Source organism: Klebsiella sp. CD33, from assembly GCF_051992865.1.
GTDB classification, from domain to species: Bacteria; Pseudomonadota; Gammaproteobacteria; order Enterobacterales; family Enterobacteriaceae; genus Klebsiella; species Klebsiella pneumoniae.
Genome location: NZ_CP197023.1, coordinates 1,783,022 through 1,801,542, shown reverse-complemented (window position 1 = coordinate 1,801,542; position 18,521 = coordinate 1,783,022). Strand labels below are relative to the sequence as shown.

20 protein-coding genes and 1 other annotated feature are annotated in these 18,521 nt (G+C 51.0%); of the genes, 12 read left to right on the top strand and 8 right to left on the bottom strand.

The features are described 5' to 3' along the window. Positions 1 to 123: 123 nt before the first annotated feature. The 4 genes from plaP to ACR809_RS08870 form a co-directional block, all read right to left on the bottom strand. Positions 124 to 1,482 carry a putrescine/proton symporter PlaP gene (gene plaP, locus ACR809_RS08885; protein WP_004148994.1) on the bottom strand — a complete coding sequence of 453 codons (1,359 nt, stop codon included), beginning with the start codon at positions 1,480 to 1,482 and terminating at the stop codon, positions 124 to 126. Further along, on the bottom strand, positions 1,472 to 1,534 hold the full coding sequence (yoeI, locus tag ACR809_RS08880) for a membrane protein YoeI (protein WP_096335043.1): 63 nt from the start codon (positions 1,532 to 1,534) through the stop codon (positions 1,472 to 1,474). Before yoeI ends, plaP begins: the two co-directional genes overlap by 11 nt. 237 nt (positions 1,535 to 1,771) lie before the next feature. Then, on the bottom strand, positions 1,772 to 2,662 hold the full coding sequence (locus ACR809_RS08875) for a LysR family transcriptional regulator (protein WP_004184781.1): 891 nt from the start codon (positions 2,660 to 2,662) through the stop codon (positions 1,772 to 1,774). A gap of 38 nt (positions 2,663 to 2,700) precedes the next feature. Then, positions 2,701 to 3,525, bottom strand: coding sequence for an SDR family oxidoreductase (locus ACR809_RS08870; RefSeq protein WP_004152513.1), 825 nt, complete (start codon positions 3,523 to 3,525; stop codon positions 2,701 to 2,703). A gap of 176 nt (positions 3,526 to 3,701) precedes the next feature. On the opposite strand from ACR809_RS08870, the gene hisL reads away from it, so the two are divergent. The 12 genes from hisL to ACR809_RS08810 all read left to right on the top strand — a co-directional run bounded on the left by hisL (position 3,702) and on the right by ACR809_RS08810 (position 13,950). After that, positions 3,702 to 3,752 (top strand): his operon leader peptide, encoded by a 51-nt coding sequence (hisL, locus tag ACR809_RS08865; RefSeq protein WP_004899375.1) that lies wholly within the window; start codon positions 3,702 to 3,704, stop codon positions 3,750 to 3,752. Then, positions 3,728 to 3,850: a sequence feature (His leader region), on the top strand. (Overlaps the previous gene by 25 nt.) Positions 3,851 to 3,897: 47 nt before the next feature. After that, the gene (hisG, locus tag ACR809_RS08860; protein WP_002912152.1) at positions 3,898 to 4,797 is read left to right on the top strand and encodes an ATP phosphoribosyltransferase; all 900 of its coding nucleotides are present in this window, start codon (positions 3,898 to 3,900) and stop codon (positions 4,795 to 4,797) included. Between the two features lie 39 nt (positions 4,798 to 4,836). Beyond that, positions 4,837 to 6,141 (top strand): histidinol dehydrogenase, encoded by a 1,305-nt coding sequence (gene hisD / locus ACR809_RS08855; protein WP_122051193.1) that lies wholly within the window; start codon positions 4,837 to 4,839, stop codon positions 6,139 to 6,141. Continuing rightward, positions 6,138 to 7,199 carry a histidinol-phosphate transaminase gene (gene hisC / locus ACR809_RS08850; protein WP_004149000.1) on the top strand — a complete coding sequence of 354 codons (1,062 nt, stop codon included), beginning with the start codon at positions 6,138 to 6,140 and terminating at the stop codon, positions 7,197 to 7,199. The genes hisD and hisC overlap by 4 nt, the downstream gene beginning before the upstream one ends. Next, entirely contained in the window at positions 7,196 to 8,263 is a 1,068-nt protein-coding gene (gene hisB / locus ACR809_RS08845; protein WP_004144133.1) for a bifunctional histidinol-phosphatase/imidazoleglycerol-phosphate dehydratase HisB, read from the top strand. Before hisC ends, hisB begins: the two co-directional genes overlap by 4 nt. Continuing rightward, on the top strand, positions 8,263 to 8,853 hold the full coding sequence (gene hisH / locus ACR809_RS08840; RefSeq protein WP_002912227.1) for an imidazole glycerol phosphate synthase subunit HisH: 591 nt from the start codon (positions 8,263 to 8,265) through the stop codon (positions 8,851 to 8,853). The genes hisB and hisH overlap by 1 nt, the downstream gene beginning before the upstream one ends. Next, the gene (gene hisA / locus ACR809_RS08835) at positions 8,853 to 9,590 is read left to right on the top strand and encodes a 1-(5-phosphoribosyl)-5-[(5-phosphoribosylamino)methylideneamino]imidazole-4-carboxamide isomerase (protein ID WP_004175272.1); all 738 of its coding nucleotides are present in this window, start codon (positions 8,853 to 8,855) and stop codon (positions 9,588 to 9,590) included. The genes hisH and hisA overlap by 1 nt, the downstream gene beginning before the upstream one ends. Continuing rightward, a complete protein-coding gene (gene hisF / locus ACR809_RS08830) occupies positions 9,572 to 10,348 on the top strand; it encodes an imidazole glycerol phosphate synthase subunit HisF (RefSeq protein WP_004180497.1) in 777 nt (258 codons plus the stop codon). Before hisA ends, hisF begins: the two co-directional genes overlap by 19 nt. Beyond that, a complete protein-coding gene (gene hisIE / locus ACR809_RS08825; protein WP_004144136.1) occupies positions 10,342 to 10,941 on the top strand; it encodes a bifunctional phosphoribosyl-AMP cyclohydrolase/phosphoribosyl-ATP diphosphatase HisIE in 600 nt (199 codons plus the stop codon). Before hisF ends, hisIE begins: the two co-directional genes overlap by 7 nt. Positions 10,942 to 11,133: 192 nt before the next feature. Further along, on the top strand, positions 11,134 to 11,511 hold the full coding sequence (locus ACR809_RS08820) for a GtrA family protein (protein ID WP_004198893.1): 378 nt from the start codon (positions 11,134 to 11,136) through the stop codon (positions 11,509 to 11,511). Next, positions 11,508 to 12,488, top strand: a complete 981-nt coding sequence (locus ACR809_RS08815; protein WP_025987647.1) for a glycosyltransferase family 2 protein — start codon at positions 11,508 to 11,510, stop codon at positions 12,486 to 12,488. Before ACR809_RS08820 ends, ACR809_RS08815 begins: the two co-directional genes overlap by 4 nt. 1 nt (position 12,489) lies before the next feature. Then, positions 12,490 to 13,950, top strand: coding sequence for a glucosyl transferase GtrII family protein (locus ACR809_RS08810; RefSeq protein WP_122051192.1), 1,461 nt, complete (start codon positions 12,490 to 12,492; stop codon positions 13,948 to 13,950). Positions 13,951 to 14,019: 69 nt separating this feature from the next. Here the strand turns inward: ACR809_RS08810 and ACR809_RS08805 are convergent, their stop codons facing one another. The 4 genes from ACR809_RS08805 to rfbD all read right to left on the bottom strand — a co-directional run bounded on the left by ACR809_RS08805 (position 14,020) and on the right by rfbD (position 18,509). Beyond that, the gene (locus ACR809_RS08805) at positions 14,020 to 15,228 is read right to left on the bottom strand and encodes a glycosyltransferase family 2 protein (RefSeq protein ID WP_046043635.1); all 1,209 of its coding nucleotides are present in this window, start codon (positions 15,226 to 15,228) and stop codon (positions 14,020 to 14,022) included. A gap of 93 nt (positions 15,229 to 15,321) precedes the next feature. After that, the gene (locus tag ACR809_RS08800; RefSeq protein WP_074160401.1) at positions 15,322 to 16,464 is read right to left on the bottom strand and encodes a glycosyltransferase family 4 protein; all 1,143 of its coding nucleotides are present in this window, start codon (positions 16,462 to 16,464) and stop codon (positions 15,322 to 15,324) included. Continuing rightward, positions 16,465 to 17,358, bottom strand: coding sequence for a glycosyltransferase (locus tag ACR809_RS08795; RefSeq protein ID WP_122051191.1), 894 nt, complete (start codon positions 17,356 to 17,358; stop codon positions 16,465 to 16,467). It abuts the gene before it with no gap. Further along, complete coding sequence (rfbD, locus tag ACR809_RS08790) at positions 17,355 to 18,509, bottom strand: UDP-galactopyranose mutase (protein ID WP_004890861.1); 1,155 nt, start codon at positions 18,507 to 18,509, stop codon at positions 17,355 to 17,357. Before rfbD ends, ACR809_RS08795 begins: the two co-directional genes overlap by 4 nt. Between the last annotated feature and the right edge of the window lie 12 nt (positions 18,510 to 18,521).

The following is an 18,521-nucleotide window of genomic DNA, read 5'->3' as shown; positions in this document are numbered from 1 at the left end:
GTTAACCATCACCGTAGGCCCGCGCAAGCGCAGCGCCGCCGGGCAAAAGATATCGCACCGAGCCAAACGAAAAAAAAGCCGGAGGTTTCCCTCCGGCTTTTCTCAATCACATCACGCTATGCCTTAGGCCACGTCTTCGTACTGCGGCACCGGGTTGCGGAAGCTTTTGGTCACGCAGGCCAGGTAGACCAGACCGATACCGGCCCAGATCAGGCCCAGAATCATCGAGCTCTCTTCCAGGTTGACCCACAGCGCGCCAACGGTCAGGGCGCCGCACATCGGCAGGAACAGATACTGGAAGTGGTCTTTCAGCGTCTTGTTGCGTTTCTCACGGATCCAGAACTGGGAAATCACCGACAGGTTAACGAAGGTAAACGCCACCAGCGCACCAAAGTTAATCAGCGCCGTCGCCATCACCAGGTCGAAGTTAATCGCCAGCAGCGCAATCGCGCCGACCAGGATGATGTTCATCGCCGGAGTGCGCCAGGTCGGGTGCACGTAGCCGAAGAAGCTTTTCGGGAACACGCCGTCGCGGCCCATAACGTACATCAGACGCGCCACGCCAGCGTGCGCCGCCATACCGGACGCCAGTACGGTGATGGTGGAGAAGATCAGCGCGCCAACCTGGAAGGCTTTACCTGCCACGTAGAGCATAATTTCCGGCTGTGACGCATCCGGATCTTTAAAGCGCGAGATATCCGGGAAGTACAGCTGCAGGAAGTAGGTGGCAAAGATGAAGATCAGGCCGCCGATCAGCGCGGTCAGGAAGATCGCGCGCGGAATGACGCGCTCTGCATCTTTGGTCTCTTCAGACAGGTTGCTGATGCCGTCGAAACCGGTAAACGAGAAGCACAGGATCGTCGCCCCGGTAATCATCGGGATCACGTGCGCGTCACCGGACCAGAACGGACGGCTGCTGGCCAGCGTACCGGCGCCCTCGCCTTCAAACACGCCATAAATCACCATGCCGAGGATAACGGCAATCAGCACCACCTGCAGCACCACGATCACGGTGTTGAAGTTGGCCACGGATTTAATGCTGCGCAGGTTAAAGGCGGTCATAAAGGCGACCAGCGCGATAACAAACACCCACGACGGAATCGAAGGCACCAGCGCTTCAAAATAGATTTTCGCCAGCAGAATGTTGATCATCGGCGCGAACAGGTAGTCAAGCAGCGAGGACCAACCCACCATAAAGCCAACGGTCGGGCTGATGGATTTCTGCGCATAGGTATACGCCGAGCCGGCAGAAGGGTAACGACGTACCAGCTTGCCATAGCTCAGGGCAGTAAACAGGATAGCGATTAACGCAAAGGCGTAGGCCGTCGGCACGTGACCGTCGGTCATACCAGAGACGATACCAAACGTATCGAACAGCGTCATCGGCTGCATATAGGCCAGGCCCATCATTACAACCGGAACTAACGTAAGCGTTTTACGTAATTCCACGCGAGAGGTATTTGGAGTAGCGTTATGCGACATAGTTATCCCCTTTTACGGTGAACGCCAGCGCGTAAGCAAAAAATTGCCCCATTTCTTTCTATTCCTCAGCGACAACGACTGTCGGTTTTTAGTAAATATCTATCCGGTACGAAGCCCGGCCTCTTGGTATTGAATGATGTGTCTTTCGACCAAAAAAATAACCGACACTTTAAAAAAAAGCGTCGGCTAGTCTCTGGTTTTCAGGCCGCATATTTTGCAACAAATTCAACGGCGTTGACAAGATGTTATGAAGTTCATTGCGTAAGCATAATTTTTAACGTGCTAATATCTATACGGTTTCCGTATGATAAATTGTAAAAATAGCACTATTTGCTAATAACGTTTCCCGCCACCATTTGCCAGCCAAACCGCAGGTGGCGTCATTCCAGGCGATCCACGCGCGTTGACGAGGCGAAAGCCCGCGCACGGTCATGCAGACCAGCTCGCCGCTGTCCAGCAGACCCTGCACCTGATAGCGCGGCAGGCACCCCCAGCCCAGCCCCAGGCGCAGCAGCGCCAGCTGCCCCGCGGCGTCACACACCGTCAGGGTCTCCTGATCGCTGAGTAGCGCCCCGCCCTCGCCGGTGGCCACCGCCCGGTAACGGCGCAGGGTTCGCCAGCTCAACGGTGCGCGGTGTCGCGCCAGCGGATGCTGTGGGGCAACGACCAGCAGCAGCTCCAGCTCGCCGAGGGGGAGATAGTCATAACCGCTCAGCGGCGGCGGTTCGCCGAGCGCCCCCAGCAGCAGATCGGCCTGCCCGTCAGTCAGCGGCCGCCAGTCCAGCAGGGAGGGGTTCAGCGTGAAGTGCAGCCGGGTCAGCGGCTGTTGTTGATAAAATGCAGCGATTGGCGGCGAGAGCAGCGCCACGGGAAAGGTGCTGTCCACCGCCAGACGAAGGCTATTCTCCCACCCCTGCTGCAGCTTAACCGCCCGGTTCTCCAGTTCGCGGGCGATATGCAGCACCTCCCGCCCTTTCTCCAGCAGCATCTGTCCGCTGGGGGTAAAGCGCGCGCGATGGCCGCTGCGGTCGAGCAGCTGAATATTGAGATCGCTTTCCAGGCGGTGAATGGTGTAGCTCAGCGCCGAGGGCGTTTTAAAGAGCTTTGCCGACGCCGCGGCAAAGCTCCCCTCTTTTTCCAGAGCATCCAGGATCACGAGGACATCCAGCAGTGGTTTCATCGCTACCCCCTTACGGTATGCGAATCACCGCTGGCGGATCACTCCATCGGCATCACCAGCGGATCGGGGTACTGGTACTCAAACCCCAGCTCATTGCAGATTCGATTGCCATCCACAATCTTGCCCTGGCCGCCGTCCGGGCTGTCGCTGAACACCGGCGGCGGCAGACCGAGCTCGCGGGCCATCTGCGGATAAAAGAGGCCGCGCGCCGGATGGCGGGGCGCACATAGATTATAGATGTGCCCGCCCTTCGGGGCCTGCAGCAGCAGTTCGATAGCGGCCACCACATCCTGCAAATGCACCAGATTGACCACGTGCTGGCCATCCGGCGCCGACTTGCCGGCGAAAAAACGTCCCGGATGGCGGGAAGGCCCCACCAGCCCGGCCAGGCGCAGAATATCTACCGACGTCCCCGGCAGGTTGTGCAGCCAGTCCTCCAGCTCCTTGAGCACCTGTCCGCTGGCGGTTTGCGGCAGACGCGGGGAATTCTCCTTCACCGTACCGTTGACGTTGCCATACACCGAGGTGGAGCTGGTGAAGACGATCCGCGGAATATGGTACGCCAGCGCGGTATCGACGATCTCCTGCACCGCCTGTAGATAAAACCCTTCCCCTGCCCCGGTACGCCGGGCCGGCAGGGTGATCACCAGCGCATCGACGTTCATCAGCGCGTCGAGGTCCTCGGTATCACAGACCAGCTGCGGCTCCAGGCGCAGCGGATAGCTGTCGATCCCGCACATCCGCGCCGCCTCCACGCCATCCTGCGTAGTTTTACTGCCGGTAACCTGCCAGCCTCGCGCCGTCAACGACAGCGCCAGCGGCATCCCCAGCCATCCCAAACCGACTATCGCGACCTTTTTCATCCCAGGCTCCTGACTCTTTCGCTGTGCTGATTACAGGCTACGCCAGCCAGCGGCAACTGACAATTTCTTCGCTCAATATGAAATGAATTAATGATAGAAAAAAGCCCTTGCTTTCTGCGGCGGAAGTGGTTTAGGTTAAAGGACATCAAATGCATAGTCATTCACAGAGAATTTTTATGAACCGCGTTCAATTTAAACACCACCATCATCACCATCATCCTGACTAGTCTTTCAGGCGATGTGTGCTGGAAGACGTTTGGATCTTCCAGTGGTGCATGAACGCGCAGAGAGCCCCCGGAAGATTCACTTCCGGGGGCTTTTTTTTGGACCAAATTCGGACAGATTCAGACAGGTATTCAGAGGAAAAGAACAATGTTAGACAACACCCGTTTACGCATAGCTATTCAGAAATCAGGCCGTTTAAGCGAAGATTCACGCGAATTACTCAGCCGCTGCGGCATTAAAGTCAATTTGCACACCCAGCGTCTGATTGCGCTGGCGGAAAATATGCCAATCGATATTCTGCGCGTGCGTGATGACGATATCCCGGGCCTGGTGATGGACGGTGTTGTCGACCTCGGTATTATCGGCGAAAACGTGCTGGAAGAAGAGCTGCTCAGCCGCCGCGCCCAGGGCGAAGACCCGCGCTACTTCACCCTGCGCCGTCTCGACTTCGGCGGCTGCCGCCTGTCGCTGGCGACTCCGGTGGATGAAGCCTGGAACGGCCCGGCGGCGCTGGACGGCAAACGTATCGCCACCTCTTACCCGCACCTGCTGAAGCGCTACCTCGATCAAAAAGGTATCTCCTTTAAATCCTGTCTGCTGAACGGCTCCGTGGAAGTGGCGCCGCGCGCCGGCCTCGCCGACGCTATCTGCGACCTCGTCTCCACCGGCGCCACCCTGGAAGCCAACGGCCTGCGCGAAGTGGAAGTGATCTACCGCTCCAAAGCCTGTCTGATCCAGCGCGACGGCGAAATGGCCGACGCCAAACAGCAGCTGATTGACCGCCTGCTGACCCGTATTCAGGGCGTGATTCAGGCCCGCGAGTCGAAATACATCATGATGCACGCCCCGACCGAACGCCTGGAAGAAGTGGTTGCCCTGCTGCCGGGCGCCGAGCGGCCGACTATTCTGCCGCTGGCAGGCGACAAGCAGCGCGTGGCGATGCACATGGTCAGCAGCGAAACCCTGTTCTGGGAGACCATGGAAAAACTGAAGGCGCTGGGCGCCAGCTCCATTCTGGTGCTGCCGATTGAGAAAATGATGGAGTAATCGGCCAGCCGGTCACGGGACACACAGGGGAATACAATCATGAGCTTCAACACAATCATCGACTGGAACGGCTGTAGCGCAGACCAACAACAGCAACTCTTAACGCGCCCGGCGATTTCCGCCTCCGACAGCATCAGTAAAACGGTGACGGAGATCCTGAATAACGTCAAAGCCAACGGCGACGCGGCGCTGCGCGAATACAGCGCGAAGTTTGATAAAACCACCGTCGCCGCGCTGCAGGTGAGCGAGGCGGAGATCGCCGCCGCCGGCGAGCGCCTCAGCGATGAGCTGAAGCAGGCGATGGCGGTGGCGGTGAATAACATTGAGACCTTCCACAACGCGCAACAGCTGCAGGCGGTGGATGTCGAAACGCTGCCGGGGGTGCGCTGCCAGCAGGTCACCCGCCCTATCGCCTCCGTCGGACTGTACATTCCCGGCGGCTCAGCGCCGCTGTTCTCCACGGTGCTGATGCTGGCGACGCCGGCGCGCATCGCCGGCTGTCAGCAGGTGGTGCTCTGCTCGCCGCCGCCGATTGCCGATGAGATCCTCTATGCCGCGCAGCTGTGCGGCGTAAAAACCATCTTTAACGTCGGCGGCGCCCAGGCCATCGCCGCCCTCGCCCTCGGTACCGAGTCGGTGCCGAAGGTGGATAAAATCTTTGGCCCGGGCAACGCTTACGTCACGGAAGCCAAACGCCAGGTCAGCCAGCGTCTGGACGGCGCAGCCATCGACATGCCGGCCGGCCCGTCGGAAGTGCTGGTCATCGCCGACAGCGGCGCCAACCCGGACTTTGTCGCCTCCGACCTGCTGTCGCAGGCGGAACACGGCCCGGACTCGCAGGTGATCCTCCTGACCCCGGACGCCGACATGGGCAGCCGCGTCGCCGAAGCCGTGGAGCGCCAGCTGGCCACCCTGCCACGCGCCGAAACTGCCCGCGTGGCGCTCTCCGCCAGCCGGATCATCGTGGCCCGCGATCTGGCGCAGTGCGTGGCTATCTCCAACCAGTACGGCCCGGAGCACCTGATCATTCAGACCCGTCAGGCCCGCGAGCTGGTGGATAGCATCACCAGCGCCGGTTCCGTTTTCCTTGGCGACTGGTCACCGGAATCCGCGGGCGACTACGCCTCGGGCACCAACCACGTCCTGCCGACCTATGGTTACACCGCCACCTGCTCAAGCCTCGGTCTGGCCGACTTCCAGAAGCGGATGACCGTGCAGGAGCTGTCGCGCGACGGCTTTGCCGCCCTCGCCTCAACGATTGAGATCCTGGCCGCCGCCGAGCGCCTTGACGCCCACAAAAACGCCGTAACGCTGCGCGTTGCCGCCCTGAAGGAGCAAGCATGAGCATTGAAGATTTAGCCCGCGCCAACGTCCGCGCGCTGACCCCGTATCAATCCGCTCGCCGGCTGGGCGGCAAAGGCGACGTATGGCTCAACGCCAACGAATTCCCTACCGCCGTAGCCTTCCAGCTTACCGAACAGACGCTAAACCGCTATCCGGAGCCGCAGCCGAAGGCCGTGATTGAGAGCTATGCCCGCTACGCCGAGGTCAAACCGGAGCAGGTGCTGGTCAGCCGCGGCGCCGACGAAGGCATCGAGCTGCTGATCCGCGCCTTCTGTGAGCCCGGCGAAGACGCGGTGCTCTACTGCCCGCCGACCTACGGCATGTACAGCGTCAGCGCCGAGACCATCGGCGTCGAGTGCCGCACCGTGCCGACGCTGGCCGACTGGCAGCTCGACCTGCCGGGCATCGAGGCGCGGCTGGACGGCGTGAAGGTGGTCTTCGTCTGCAGCCCGAACAACCCGACCGGGCAGATTATCGACCCGCAGTCGATGCGCGACCTGCTGGAGATGACCCGCGGCAAAGCCATCGTGGTGGCCGACGAAGCCTATATTGAATTCTGCCCGCAGGCGACGCTCGCCGGCTGGCTCAGCGACTATCCGCACCTGGTGGTGCTGCGCACGCTGTCCAAAGCCTTCGCCCTCGCCGGCCTGCGCTGCGGCTTCACCCTCGCCAACGCCGAGGTGATCAACGTGCTGCTGAAAGTGATCGCCCCGTACCCGCTCTCCACGCCGGTGGCCGATATCGCCGCCCAGGCCCTGAGCCCGGAGGGGATCGCCGCGATGCGCCAGCGCGTGGCGCAGATCCTTGACGAGCGCCGCTACCTGGTGGAACAGCTGCGCGGCATCGCCTGCGTGGAGCAGGTCTTCGATTCCGAGACCAACTATGTGCTGGCGCGGATAACTGCCTCCAGCGCAGTGTTTAAATCTTTGTGGGATCAGGGCATTATCTTACGTGACCAGAATAAACAACCTTCATTAAGCGGCTGTTTGCGTATCACTATCGGTACCCGTGCCGAGAGCCAGCGCGTGATTGACGCCTTGACTGCGGAGAATGTATGACCCAGAAGTATCTCTTTATTGACCGTGACGGCACCCTGATTTCCGAACCGCCGGAGGATTTCCAGGTGGACCGGTTCGACAAGCTGGCGTTTGAGCCGCAGGTGATCCCAGCGCTGCTGAAGCTGCAGCAGGAAGGCTATAAGCTGGTGATGATCACCAATCAGGATGGCCTGGGAACCGACAGTCTGCCGCAGGAAGCGTTTGATGGCCCGCACAACCTGATGATGCAGATCTTCGCCTCGCAGGGCGTTAACTTTGAAGAGGTGCTGATTTGTCCGCACTTCCCGGGCGACAACTGCGCCTGCCGCAAGCCAAAAACGCAGCTGGTGCTGCCGTGGCTGGAAGAGGGCGTGCTGGATAAAGCCCACAGCTATGTGATTGGCGACCGGGCCACCGACCTTGAGCTGGCGGATAACATGGGAATTACCGGTCTGCGTTATGACCGCGAGACGCTCGACTGGCCGACCATCTGCGAGCAGCTGACCCGCCGCGACCGCTATGCCCATGTCGAGCGCATCACCAAAGAGACCCAGGTGGATGTGAAAGTGTGGCTGGACCGCGAAGGCGGCAGCAAGATCCATACCGGCGTCGGCTTTTTTGACCATATGCTCGACCAAATCGCCACCCACGGCGGCTTCCGCATGGAGGTTAACGTCGGCGGCGATCTGTACATCGACGATCACCACACGGTGGAAGATACCGGCCTGGCCCTCGGCGAAGCCCTGAAGCTGGCCCTTGGCGACAAGCGCGGCATCAACCGCTTCGGCTTCGTGCTGCCGATGGACGAGTGTCTCGCCCGCTGCGCGCTGGATATCTCCGGCCGTCCGCACCTGGAGTATAAGGCGGACTTCACCTATCAGCGCGTCGGCGATCTGAGCACCGAGATGGTGGAACACTTCTTCCGCTCGCTCTCCTACACCATGGCGGTGACCCTGCACCTGAAAACCAAGGGCAAGAACGATCACCACCGCGTGGAGAGCCTGTTCAAAGCCTTTGGCCGTACGCTGCGCCAGGCGATCCGCGTCCAGGGCGATGCCCTGCCGTCTTCCAAAGGGGTGCTGTAATGAATGTGGTGATCCTTGATACCGGCTGCGCCAACCTCAATTCGGTGAAATCGGCGATTGGCCGCCACGGCTATGAGCCGGTGGTCAGCCGCGATCCGGAAGTGGTATTGCGTGCCGATAAACTGTTTCTTCCCGGCGTCGGCACCGCCCAGGCGGCGATGGATCAGCTTCGCGACCGGGAGCTGATCGACCTGATCAAAGCCTGTACCCAGCCGGTGCTGGGGATTTGCCTGGGCATGCAGCTGCTCGGCAAGCGCAGCGAGGAGAACAACGGCGTCGATCTGCTGGGCATTATCGAAGAAGAGGTGCCGAAGATGACCGACCACGGTCTGCCATTGCCGCACATGGGCTGGAACCGGGTATATGCCAAAGCAGGCGATCGTCTGTTCCGCGGCATTGAAGAAGGCGCGTATTTCTACTTCGTGCACAGCTACGCCATGCCGGTCAACCCGTACACCATCGCCCAGTGCAATTACGGCGAGGCGTTCACCGCCGCGGTGCAGAAAGATAACTTCTTTGGCGTGCAGTTTCACCCGGAGCGCTCCGGGAGCGCCGGGGCGCAGCTGCTGAAAAACTTCCTGGAGATGTGATGATTATTCCTGCTTTAGATTTAATCGACGGCACCGTCGTTCGTCTCCATCAGGGCGATTACGGCCAGCAGCGCGACTATGGCAGCGATCCGCTGCCGCGCCTGCAGGCCTATGCCGCTCAGGGGGCGGAAGTCCTGCACCTGGTCGACCTGACCGGGGCGAAGGATCCGGCGAAACGCCAGATCCCGCTGCTGAAATCGCTGGTCGCCGGGGTTGACGTCCCGGTGCAGGTCGGCGGCGGCGTGCGGACCGAAGCGGATGTCGCGGCCCTGCTTGAGGCCGGCGTCGCCCGCGTGGTGGTCGGCTCCACCGCGGTGAAATCCCCGGAGGAAGTGAAAGGCTGGTTCAAACGCTTTGGCCCAGAACGGCTGGTGCTCGCCCTCGACGTGCGTATCGACGCCGACGGCAATAAGCAGGTGGCGGTCAGCGGCTGGCAGGAAAACTCCGGCGTGACGCTGGAGGAGCTGGTGGAAAGTTATCTGCCGGTCGGCCTGCAGCACGTGCTGTGCACCGATATCTCCCGCGACGGCACGCTGGCAGGCTCTAACGTCTCGCTGTACGAGGAAGTCTGCGCCCGCTACCCGCAGGTGGCGTTTCAGTCATCCGGCGGCATCGGCGATCTCAATGATATTGCCGCCCTGCGCGGCACCGGGGTGCGCGGCGTGATTGTCGGTCGCGCGCTGCTGGAAGGTAAATTCAACGTAACGGAGGCCATTCAATGCTGGCAAAACGGATAATCCCCTGCCTCGACGTCCGCGACGGCCAGGTAGTGAAAGGCGTGCAGTTCCGTAATCACGAGATCATTGGCGACATCGTCCCGCTGGCCAAGCGCTATGCCGACGAAGGGGCCGACGAACTGGTGTTCTATGATATCACCGCCTCCAGCGACGGTCGGGTGGTCGACAAGAGCTGGGTGTCGCGGGTAGCGGAAGTGATTGATATTCCTTTCTGCGTGGCGGGCGGGATCAAGTCGCTGGAAGACGCGGCGCAGATCCTCTCCTTCGGCGCCGATAAGATCTCGATTAACTCCCCTGCTCTCGCCGACCCGACGCTGATCACCCGCCTTGCCGACCGCTTTGGCGTGCAGTGTATCGTGGTGGGGATTGATACCTGGTTTGATGCAGAGACCGGCAAGTATCACGTCAACCAGTATACCGGCGACGAGAGCCGCACCCGGGTGACGCAGTGGGAAACCCTCGACTGGGTGGAGGAAGTGCAGAAGCGCGGCGCAGGCGAGATCGTTCTCAATATGATGAACCAGGACGGGGTGCGCAACGGTTACGACCTGCAGCAGCTGGCGAAGGTTCGCGCGGTGTGCCACGTCCCGCTGATCGCCTCCGGCGGCGCGGGCACTATGGAACACTTCCTCGAAGCCTTCCGCGACGCCGACGTTGACGGCGCGCTGGCGGCCTCGGTATTCCACAAACAGATTATTAATATTGGCGAACTGAAAGCGTACCTGGCGGCACAGGGCGTGGAGATAAGGGTATGTTGACTGAACAGCTGGACTGGGAAAAAACGGACGGCATGATGCCGGCCATCGTGCAGCACGCCGTATCCGGCGAAGTGCTGATGCACGGCTACATGAACAAGGAGGCGCTGGAGAAAACCGAAGCCACCGGCAAGGTCACCTTTTACTCGCGCACCAAGCAGCGGCTGTGGACCAAGGGTGAAACCTCGGGCCATGTCCTCAATGTAGTGAGCATCACGCCGGACTGTGACAACGATACGCTGCTGGTGCTGGTAAACCCGATCGGACCGACCTGCCACAAAGGCACCACCAGCTGCTTCGGCGAAACCGGCCACCAGTGGCTGTTCCTCTATCAGCTGGAGCAGCTGCTGGCCGAGCGTAAACACGCCGACCCGGAGAGTTCCTACACGGCGAAGCTGTATGCCAGCGGCACCAAGCGTATTGCGCAGAAAGTGGGGGAAGAAGGCGTGGAGACCGCGCTGGCCGCCACGGTGAACGACCGCTTCGAGCTGAAGAATGAGGCGTCGGACCTGATGTATCACCTGCTGGTGCTGCTGCAGGACCAGGGGCTGGATCTCGGGGAAGTGATTGATAATTTAAGAGCACGGCATAGGTAATATAAGACATGGCGGTTATAAAGCCGCCATTAATTACTCTTTCTAAATGAACCCTTCACGCAGCACTCGAAATACCTCCCAATATCCTTTACAACCTAATATTTGAGATGTGAATTGGATTCACATGATAGATGTAGTTTGTTAGAATGCTGCCGCTTTTAACATCCAATTGGAACGCTAGCGGAGTATATAATGCCAAGTTCAGGCCCATTATGGCAACTAATGAAATATGGGTTAGTTGGGATAGTCAATACACTAATTACGGCAGTTGTAATTTTCCTGCTAATGCATTTGGGTCTTGGCATTTATCTGTCCAATGCGATGGGTTATGTTGTAGGTATTGTTTTCAGCTTTATAGCAAACACAATATTTACATTTACGCAACCAATCAGTATCAATAGACTAATAAAATTTTTATGTGTTTGCTTCATTTGTTATGTGGCAAATATCATTGTCATAAAAATATTTTTCGTTTTTATGCCAGAAAAAATATATTCAGCACAAATCCTTGGGATGTTCACATACACTATCACAGGTTTTATTTTAAACAAGTTCTGGGCGATGAAATGACAACCTCAACTGATATAAAAAGCACTCCTTCTTTAGCTATTGTGGTACCTTGCTATAATGAACAAGAGGCTTTTCCTTTCTGTCTCGAAAAGCTTTCGAATGTAATAAATTCATTGATAGCCAGAAATAAAATTAATAACAATAGTTATCTTTTGTTTGTCGATGATGGTAGTCGTGACAATACTTGGGCACAAATTAAAGATGCCTCGACCGCTTATCACTATGTGCGAGGAATAAAATTATCAAGAAATAAAGGACATCAAATTGCGTTGATGGCAGGGTTACGCTCGGTCGATACAGACGTAACCATTAGCATCGATGCGGATCTACAAGACGATGTAAATTGCATCGAAAAAATGATTGACGCTTACAGCCAGGGATATGACATAGTATACGGCGTAAGAGGTAATCGAGACAGTGACACGTTTTTTAAACGTACAACAGCTAATGCATTTTACGCAATAATGTCCCACTTGGGAGTAAATCAAACTCCAAATCATGCAGATTATCGATTATTAAGTAATCGAGCATTGGAGGCTCTTAAACAATATAAAGAGCAAAATATATATTTACGTGGATTAGTGCCTCTTGTGGGATACCCCTCGATCGAGGTGCAATATAGCCGTGAAGAAAGAATTGCAGGTGAATCAAAATATCCAATTAAAAAAATGCTTGCGCTGGCTCTCGATGGAATTACCTCATTATCAGTTACACCGTTACGAATTATAGCTATGACAGGTTTTATAACTTGCATCATATCTACCATCGCTGCGATTTATGCTTTAATTCAAAAAACAACAGGTACTACAGTTGAGGGATGGACATCAGTCATGATCGCTATATTCTTTCTTGGCGGCGTGCAAATGCTATCTTTAGGTATTATAGGAGAATATGTCGGAAAAATTTATATAGAGACGAAAAATAGACCTAAATATTTCATTGACGAAAGCGTAGGTAATGATAGCAATGGAAAATAACATGCAAAATCTGATCAATCCTTTAGCAGAGGGAAATAAAAAAAACATTTACATTTTTTATTTCTTTTTGCTTATGTTAACATTTTCACCGGTAATTTTCTTTTCATATGCATTTTCAGACGACTGGTCAACACTCTTTGATGCTATAACAAGAAACGGCTCTTCGTTTCAGTGGGATGTCCAATCTGGTCGTCCCGTTTATGCTGTGTTCCGTTACTATGGAAAAATGTTAATTAATGATATTTCTTCATTTTCGTATTTGCGGCTTTTTAATATATTAAGTCTTGTTGTCTTGAGTTGTTTTATTTACAACTTCATAGACAGCAGAAAAATATTTAATAACCCCGTATTCAAAATAATATTTCCGCTGTTAATTTGCTTACTCCCTGCGTTTCAAGTTTATGCTTCATGGGCAACATGTTTCCCGTTCACTATTTCAGTATTGCTGGCAGGTATTAGTTATAATAAATGTTTCCCACATTCGAAGCAGCGGTCGTCATTGCCAGAAAAATTAGCATCCATTGTTGTCTTATGGGTGGCATTTGCAATATATCAACCGACAGCAATTACATTCTTATTCTTTTTTATGCTTGATAGTTGTATAAAAAAAGAAAGTAGTTTAACTGTGAAAAAAGTTGGGACATGTTTTATCATTTTAGTTATCGGTGTTGCAGGCAGTTTTATAATGTCAAAAGTACTTCCTGTCTGGCTATATGGGGAATCATTATCGAGAGCCGAGTTAACCGCAGATATCGGTGGAAAGATGAAATGGTTCATAAATGAATCACTAATAAACGCTGTAAATAACTATAACATACAACCAGTAAAAATATATTCTTGGTTCTCCTCGCTTGCAATTTTAATCGGCTTATACACTATTTTTGTGGGAAAATCAGGCAGATGGAAAACGTTCATAGTCATAGCGATCGGGATAGGTTCCTACGCTCCAAATTTAGCGACAAAAGAGAATTGGGCAGCATTCCGCTCGTTAGTGGCCTTAGAACTTATTATATCAACTCTATTTCTTATTGGCATAAATAGCCTTGTCAGTAGAATTTTTAAGCAAGCATTTGTCTGGCCTCTTATCGCTTTAACAATTATGATAATAGCTCAGTATAATATTATAAATGGATTTATTATTCCTCAACGCTCTGAAATTCAGGCACTTGCTGCGGAAATAACTAATAAAATACCTAAGAATTACACAGGAAAATTAATGTTCGATCTCACAGATCCTGCTTACAATGCCTTTACAAAAACACAGAGATATGATGAGTTTGGGAATATTTCATTAGCAGCGCCCTGGGCGCTCAAAGGTATGGCTGAAGAGATCAGAATTATGAAAGGATTTAATTTCAAACTATCTAACAACGTTATAATTTCTGAGACCAATCGATGTATTGATGATTGTATGGTTATCAAAACGTCAGATGCAATGCGAAGGTCAACGATAAATTATTAGTAATTTCTGTGCCGCCCTCATTTTTTATGGGGGCACTATTACAGTAATCATAAAATACGCTTTTAAATACTAGTCTTTGCTTGAGAGTAGTTTAAGAAACTTTGTTTGAACAGTCTTTAGTTCTTCATTGTAATTTTCGAGAATTTTATTATCTGCTTTAATAGCTAAATTCTCCCTATTCATAGAAGCAATCATTTCGTCCTTTTGTTGAAGCTGCTGTTTTATCTCCTCAACTTCGTTTTGTAAGGTCAAAATATTTCGTTGGGCATCCTCTAATTCATTAAGAACCCGATCTTTTAAAGAAAAAAGATACTCTTCAGCAGACATATCAGCGATTCGTCGATAAGCAGAAAGAATAAACTCATCATAAAAGTCTTCATTATTGATATCAAAACTGCTGATGAATAATTTGACATCTTGAAACAGTTTATTAAAGGCTTCACCCGATAGCGTATTTAAGTGCCACTCAAGGAATACGACAATGTAATTATAAAAATCCCGTTGTCGCTTTTGCATCATGCCATTTTTAAAGAGAAAATCCCTTAGAGCAACAAGAGCATCAAGTGCGCAATGATAGGAAACGGAGCGAGTTGAAGACAATGATGTTTTTCGATTAATCGTATGAGCAATCAATATTTCATCAAGAATAGTTACCTTTTCGGCACTAAGCATAGATGCACACACAAAAAACAGATCATTTGATGTTCTTAAATCTTGATAGCTCAACGAGTGCTGAATAATAAATTCACGTCGGAATAGTTTGTCCCATGGCCACCATATAAATGCTCTGAAAAAGTCTCGCTCAATATCTCCAGGCGAGAAAACTGCTTTTTCAGGTAATAAATCTTTTCGAATTGAATCTGGCATTGGAGCATACTGGAGAGATTGTAGATTAAATGAGCGGCTTCTGCATACAACGATATCTGCCCCTGATAGCTCCGCACAATCAGACATATGCTTCAACATGTTCGTATCGACATAATCATCATCATCAAGAAATATTATATATTCTCCCTTTGCTTCTGAAAGACCTATATTACGTGATATGCCAGCTCCAATATTTACAGCGTTATCAATAATTCGTATTCTTTCATCGCTGGATGCTATCTCCTTAAGAATATCTAATGTATTATCACTCGAATGATCATTGATTATTATAATTTCAATTTCATACAATGACTGTGAAACAATGTTTTTTAGAGTATCTGCAATATACTCTTCGGCGTTGTAAACAGGAATAACGACCGAAACAATTATATCACTTTTTTCATGAGCCATAAAAATACCATTAGTAGTAAATTGAATTACATTATATAAAGTTTAGTATTATCAATGAAGGTTTTTCGCAATAATAAATGTGAAACTTACACATCATCGAACTACATCATGATATATTTGCAATGTTTTATCGATAATCATAACACTAGAAAATTTATCTTGTATACGTTTCCTCCCCTTAATACCCATTTCAACGCGTGCTTTAGGATTGCTAAGCAAAAAGGCAAGTTTATCAGCCAGCTCTTCAGGTGAATTGCTTTTGACAATAATTCCATTATCGTTATCAATAATAAGGCTATCACAACCACCAACATCATAAGCAATACAAGCGCGACCCACAGAAGATGCTTCCAGAAGAATTCGCGGAACACCTTCAGAATAAACTGACGGCAAAGCAACGATATTTGATTGCTCAATAAGATCGCAAACGTTATTCGAACGACCTAACCAGTTAATTAATCCTTGCTGATGCCAATTTTCAATGACCTGAAGGGAAATTGCATCTTTATCATTTTCGACCAGAATTCCAGCAACATTCAAAGTAAAGTGAATATTCTTACTGCGTAATATTTTCTTCGCTTCAATTAAGTCGCCCAGTCCTTTACTCCACAACATACGGCTGGCAAACAATACAACAGGGACATCGTGATCCTGTTCAAGAGAATATTTGTATATCTCTGGATTAATGCCTGCACCATCAATAACAATAGTCTGTTGTTCTTCGAGTCCAACCAACTTAGCCAGTTTTTTTCTGTCACGGTCATGTTCAAACATAAATATACAGCGCTTATTACTGGCAATATATTTATATGCAGCAATAGTAAACTGCCGCAATAATTTTAAAGGCATGCTGTCTGAAGAAAATACTCTTCCAAGCCCAACAAAACTTACGATGACCGGCAGATTAAATTTCTTCGCGAGCACACCACCAATCAAACATGGCTTGATAGTGATGCAATGCAAGAGATCCGGTTTTATATTTTTAATAATTTTTTGCACATCATGGTAAGTACGAAAGAAAACTAATGCATTAAAAGATTGAGCATCAAGAGTAACATTATGGCAAATAAAGCCAAATGTTTTGAATTTATTTATTATGTTGTCATCAATAAAATGGCTGATGATGTGAATCTCATAACCTGCATCACGGGAGGCGATGGCACGATCGATCCAGTGTAAATCGAAGTACCAATCCGAATTTATGAAATAACACAGTTTTCTCATTGCTATGCCCACTTAATGATACTTACCACTAATACCTTTTATGCCATGTGAAATTCCACGAAGAATAAATTTCATATAGGAATATTTTTGACGTTGCCATGGCAGGATTAATATATATTTTAGGATGCGTATCGCTATCGCTGAATTGCTATACACGCCATTTTTCTGGAATATTTTCTTGGACAGGATCAAATTACGGCATAGATAGTAAACCTTCCATTCAGGTGCAATAAGTTTGCCCTGAATACTCACATCATGATAAAAAAGCAACTCTGGGCTATACATAATTTGCTCACCAGCTAATGATAGCTGATAGCCAAAGTAAAGATCATCAAAGTAGATAAAGAGCTGTTCGCGAATGTAGTCAAGACTGGTCGCGAGCAGATCACGATGTATGACCATCCCAACAAATGAAACCGTTTGTACGAACATAGAACGATTAGCTGCCGGGATAAACTTTCCAGGGTAGCGTAAATAGCGTACAGTGTCGCCAAGGGAAGTTGGCACACGCGAGAACGGCATATTCATCGGACACGGTTTTCCTTGCGGATCTTTCACCAGTCCACTAAATACCCGACATCCCCGCTTATCCAGCTGTGAAAAGGACTTCAACGTGTCTGGATAGGGGTAAGCATCATCATCGTAGAAAAATACCCAATCACTTGCCAGCTGTTCACAGATATACTGACTACCGGTTTTAAAGCCCCCCGCCCCACCGGTATTCTCGGTGAGGGTTAATACAATGACTCGTGTATCAACAATTGACGAAAGCCAGGCTTGGGTCCCATCCGTGGACCCGTTATTGACAATAACAATATTAGTGAATTCAAGTTTGAGGGTCTCTTCAACCGTTTTTTTCAGTTTGCCGAGACGATTGAATGTCACTATCAATGCCGTATATTTCATCGTACAGAAACCGTAAAAACAGGCATTGGCTGATTTTCAGTGAGTGAATTTAAATAGACTTCTGCCGTTTTCAATGCTTCGGCGATGGTCACATCCATATCAAGGTAACGGTAGGTTCCAAGACGACCGACAAAAGTGATGTTGGTTTCATTCTCGGCCAATGACAAATATTTTTCAAGAAGAGCCATCTCTCCCATCTGGCGAATAGGATAGTAAGGAATATCATTTTCTTCACAAGCACGGCTATACTCTTTATAACAAACAGAGCCGTCGTGTTGTTCCCAGGGAGAAAAATATTTATGTTCAGTGATGCGAGTATAGGGCACATCCACAGAACAATAGTTCATCACTGCGCATCCCTGGTAATCACCCTGATAGATAAACTTTTTAAAATCTAATGTTCGATAGCCCAGACGGCCATATTGGTAGCCATAAAACGCATCTAATGGACCGCTATAGAATACGTGATCGTAATGAGTTCGCTCGTCAACGATAAATTCCCGCTGTAAGTCAACCTTGATATTCTCATGATTGAGAATTGACTTTATCATCTGCGTATAACCACATTTCGGCATGCCCTGAAATTTGTGGTTAAAATAATTATCATCATAGTTAAAACGAACAGGAAGACGTTTAAGAATAGATGCGGGCAGTTCCGAGGGTTGCATCCCCCACTGTTTAATCGTATAGCCTTTAAAAAAGGCCTCATATAACTCTTTACCAATAAAGCGTAACGCTTGCTCTTCAAAAGTTTGTGGATCAGCAATAGTGCTGTCCCCTTTCTCAGCAATGAGCGCTCTGGCCTCATCAGGCGAACAAGTTTTTGAGAAAAACTGATTGATAGTATGTAAATTAATAGGCAGGGAAAATACCTGACCATTAACTGTCGCTTTAACCCGGTTCACATAGGGCATCATCTCTGCATGCTTGTTGACATAGTTCCACACTGTTTCATTGTCAGTATGGAAAATATGGGGTCCATAAACATGTACCATCACATTCGTTTCAGAGTCGCGTGCATCATAGGAATTCCCCCCAATATGATCACGCTGATCGATAATATGGACTTGATGTCCCTTCTCAGCAAGTTGGCGACCGATAACTGCACCAGAGAAACCAGCGCCTACGATCAATATTTTTTTTCTTTTCATCTGTTGTCTCTT